Origin of the sequence: Parashewanella hymeniacidonis (genome assembly GCF_016900895.1) — a bacterium.
Classification (GTDB): domain Bacteria; phylum Pseudomonadota; class Gammaproteobacteria; order Enterobacterales; family Shewanellaceae; genus Parashewanella; species Parashewanella hymeniacidonis.
Window position 1 is genome coordinate 1 of record NZ_JAFEUN010000206.1, and the last position, 3432, is coordinate 3432.

General features: G+C 38.3%; 3 protein-coding genes and 1 pseudogene. 3 read left to right on the forward strand and 1 reads right to left on the reverse strand.

The window, feature by feature from the left end:
• Nucleotides 1-200 precede the first annotated feature (200 nt).
• The 3 genes and pseudogenes from tnpA to JQC92_RS21510 form a co-directional block, all read left to right on the forward strand.
• A pseudogene (tnpA, locus tag JQC92_RS21500) lies at nucleotides 201-571 on the forward strand (IS200/IS605 family transposase); the annotation flags it as partial.
• Between the two features lie 363 nt (nucleotides 572-934).
• Nucleotides 935-1297: a hypothetical protein gene (locus JQC92_RS22830; RefSeq protein WP_239480677.1), complete on the forward strand. Its 363-nt coding sequence runs from the start codon at nucleotides 935-937 to the stop codon at nucleotides 1295-1297.
• Nucleotides 1298-2129: 832 nt separating this feature from the next.
• Entirely contained in the window at nucleotides 2130-2807 is a 678-nt protein-coding gene (locus JQC92_RS21510; RefSeq protein WP_205001579.1) for a hypothetical protein, read from the forward strand.
• A 40-nt stretch (nucleotides 2808-2847) separates the two neighbouring features.
• On the opposite strand, the gene JQC92_RS21515 is transcribed toward JQC92_RS21510, so the two are convergent.
• Complete coding sequence (locus JQC92_RS21515) at nucleotides 2848-3093, reverse strand: hypothetical protein (protein WP_205001580.1); 246 nt, start codon at nucleotides 3091-3093, stop codon at nucleotides 2848-2850.
• Nucleotides 3094-3432 lie beyond the last annotated feature (339 nt).

Consider the following 3432-nt stretch of genomic DNA (forward strand, 5'->3'; position numbering starts at 1 on the left):
TTTAGTTTTTCTTGAGCTTGATAGTCATCAAGATGACGTTTAACTGTGGTTTTATCTATCCGTAACGCTTGAGCAATCAAAGAAAATGACCAGCTTTCAGAACATAGTAGAACGACTTTTATTAGTCTCGCAACGTGGTCTAAAACCCCCGTCTTTCAGACGGGTAGCTTTTAGCTAGAAGTTGGCTTTATGATGCTTATATGAGATACAGGCATAGTTCTCACACCAAATATAAAATTGAGTATCACTTCGTATGGGTAACGAAGTATCGATACAAAGTTCTCTTAGGGGATGTAGGTGTGAGAGTTAGGGATTTAGTCAGGCAGGTTTGCGAATATCTTGAAATAGAGATATTACGTGGTGTTGTGAGTAAGGATCATGTTCATCTTCTAGTCTCTGCACCGCCAAAGTTAGCCCCAGCTGAGATAATGAAAAGAATCAAAGGCAGAACATCCACCAAGTTATTAAATGAGTACCCATTAATAAAAAAGAGATATTGGGGCAACACTTTTGGGCTAGAGGTTACTTTTGTGTTACGGCAGGAGAGTTAACCAAAGACATGATTGCTGAATATCTAGAACATCACTTTCAGCGAAAAGATGAAGATAACTTTGATTTAGAGTGATGGAGTTGAGGAGCGGGCTTTCAGCCCACATAGTGTAACCCACCGTCTTTCAGACGGTGGTTGTTAAGTCGGTCACACTCACGACTATCACTTGACGATTTATGCCGTGATTCTAGTAATTGCTTTTCTTCATTGGTTAAGGATATTTCAATCATGGCTGTATGATGATCTCTTTACAGATAATTTCAAGTCTTTGTTTGAAAAAGTCGCATCTTCAATGATCACGGGTATAATTAAGCTCAGTTCATAAAACTGTCCGAACTATTGATAGAAAGGGAACTTGAAGATAACCGAGAGGAAAAAATTTGGATGACCCGCTGGCCACTCATGCAACGGATGATTGATCAGGCATCAAACCTTGAAAGGGTGTTCAACGAGCTAATTAATAAGTTTGGCTACGCTGACAAACTAGCAATCCTTTCTGAATCAGAAAGGCCAAATGCTGAAGCTGTTTGGTTGACATTGGAACATATCTGGATGAGCGCTGATTTTGCAATGGAAGAGTTTATCCAAGCTAGAACCAATAGGCGTGAGCTACTCAAATTACAAGAAGATATCTCAGAGGTCTCATGTCGCCTGGTCGGTATGCTAAGACGCCAGAGTGAATTGTATGAGTTATCTGGTTTTTGCCGGCATGATTATCAAACAGCAGTCGATTCGTTGTTGCAATGAGGAAATCATAACTATCTTTTCGGGGCTTACGTTAAAAATGAGCTTGAAAGTCTGGCGTATCAATATGATCTTAAATACTGGCCTTCACGGGCTGATGTCGTAGAAGCGATTGGTGAGTTTGAAGAGCTTCAACCAATACCACAACATCTTGAAATCCCTGATGCGGTACTAAATGGAAGAGCGTCAGATCATAAAGATTTTGTTCTTGCGTTTGACGCCAATTTTGATGAATTAAATCAGCTGCCTATCGGGTTTAGATTCAGCAATCAAGCTATGGCAGATATTATCAATGTAGTTTTAGATTTTCCTGAAGATAAACTCATCCTTGGTGATACTATTCGGACGATCAGGAATCGATATGTAGTGGCCAACAGAAATTAGCCATAGGTTTAGAGCTTATTCATACTTTGAGTAATCAGAAATTCAGTGGTTAGAGCAAATCTTCTAACACGAAAATGTCCAAAAGTGAGCCAGTTTGTTGATGCAAAAGTGTTAGAAGTTCAAGTGACTACAGCTAATCCGTACTGGCGAGGAAAAAAATCTGGGGTTTGGGCTTAGACCCCCTTTATAGCTACCTCACCAAAACTTGATATCCCCTCAAAGTTTGCCTCATAATTTAAAATAAATTGTTATGTAAATTTATTATGAAAAATGCAAATATGTTAAATCAAAATAAATACAATAAGTTGCAATTAACCTCTAAGACGGTATAAAAATCGATTTTTTCTTTCTAGCCCAGTCATACCAAAGCTTTCAAGAGCCTGCGAGAAAAAATGTTCTTTTAGTCATGAGACCCCTGTTTGCGGCCTTTTTTTTAACTTGAGGTAAGTCGATGAGAAATTTAGTGAATGTAGTAAATAATAACCATATTGAACTCAATATCGTTATTGCGGCTGAACAATCAGAAAGGGGCAAAATCAATGAAATTCAAGCTAAGCTAAATTCAAGCTTTAGCGCTCTTAAAGTGGAAATAGAAGAGGCTGAAGACAATGGCCAAAAGACTTCAGAGGGCATTAAAGCTGAGCTAAAAAACATCTATAAGGGGCTAGTTGAAGTATCGCAATTATGTATTCGAAATTGGAAAATGGACGAAGCCATAGTTGACACAGCAATAGAAGTTTTGAATCTAGAAATGGAAGAGTCGGTATTTCTTAAAAACATCAGAAACCTCGCCTTGGGAATTCTTGAAAAGTCCACTCACACCTCTATTGCTGAAGTAAAGAATAAGACTTTGTTTTATAGTCTTTTAAAAAAATATAACGCTCATACTGGGCGTGGGCGTGGGCGTGGGCAAGCAAGGCCAAACACAGCATATCTTGCTTCAGAGCTTCATGGTCTAAAAAAATACACACCTACAGATGAAGAGGTTCAAAAATACCTTAATGAAAGCACTGAGGATATAATAGATCTTCTTCGCTACAAAACGAGCATTACAGAGTCAGTAGAAGACCCTATGAAGTCACCGCTATATAGAGAGTATTACCACCGCTATATGGAACTAACCAATTGATGTGAAGCAGTTAGAGCCGTGAGTACGGCTCTAATAAGAATTACAATGTGACATTATTAGCATCATTGCCTTGAGAGATTATATTGGCATACTTGTTATCGTCATCTTCCATAACCGTCAATATCACCTGAAATTCTGCCTTAATAAATTTGGCCACAATGTCTCTAATTTTGCCAGCACACTCTTCTTTGTTGTCAGGCTTTAGATAAATTTCAGCTAGGGGGTCTAAGCCCAAACCCCAGATTAAATGATAATGAGACCACATTATGTGAGAATGAGATTGCAAACATAATGCCCCGACTCACATTAAGTGAGAATAATAGTTAATAGGTGAATTTCCCTTGTATCAGTTGGTTACGCTAAGTAGCTTTTGCCCCAAACCTTGCTGGATTTCATGAATTAAATTCAAAATAATATCGTCATTCCCACGGAAGTGGGAATCCAGTGCCTTTGTAAATTTCGAAGAAATTTTGTTGCCTAAAAATGGTAACGATGGACGTCCTTATAACAAAACAGACCTAATGATTACATTTATGGTGGTTCGTGCTATAAATTTGCTTCAAGTGCTGTTGTAGTGAAAATTGCTATTTGTTAACCGCCTTAACTCAGATATTTTTCGCTTAGA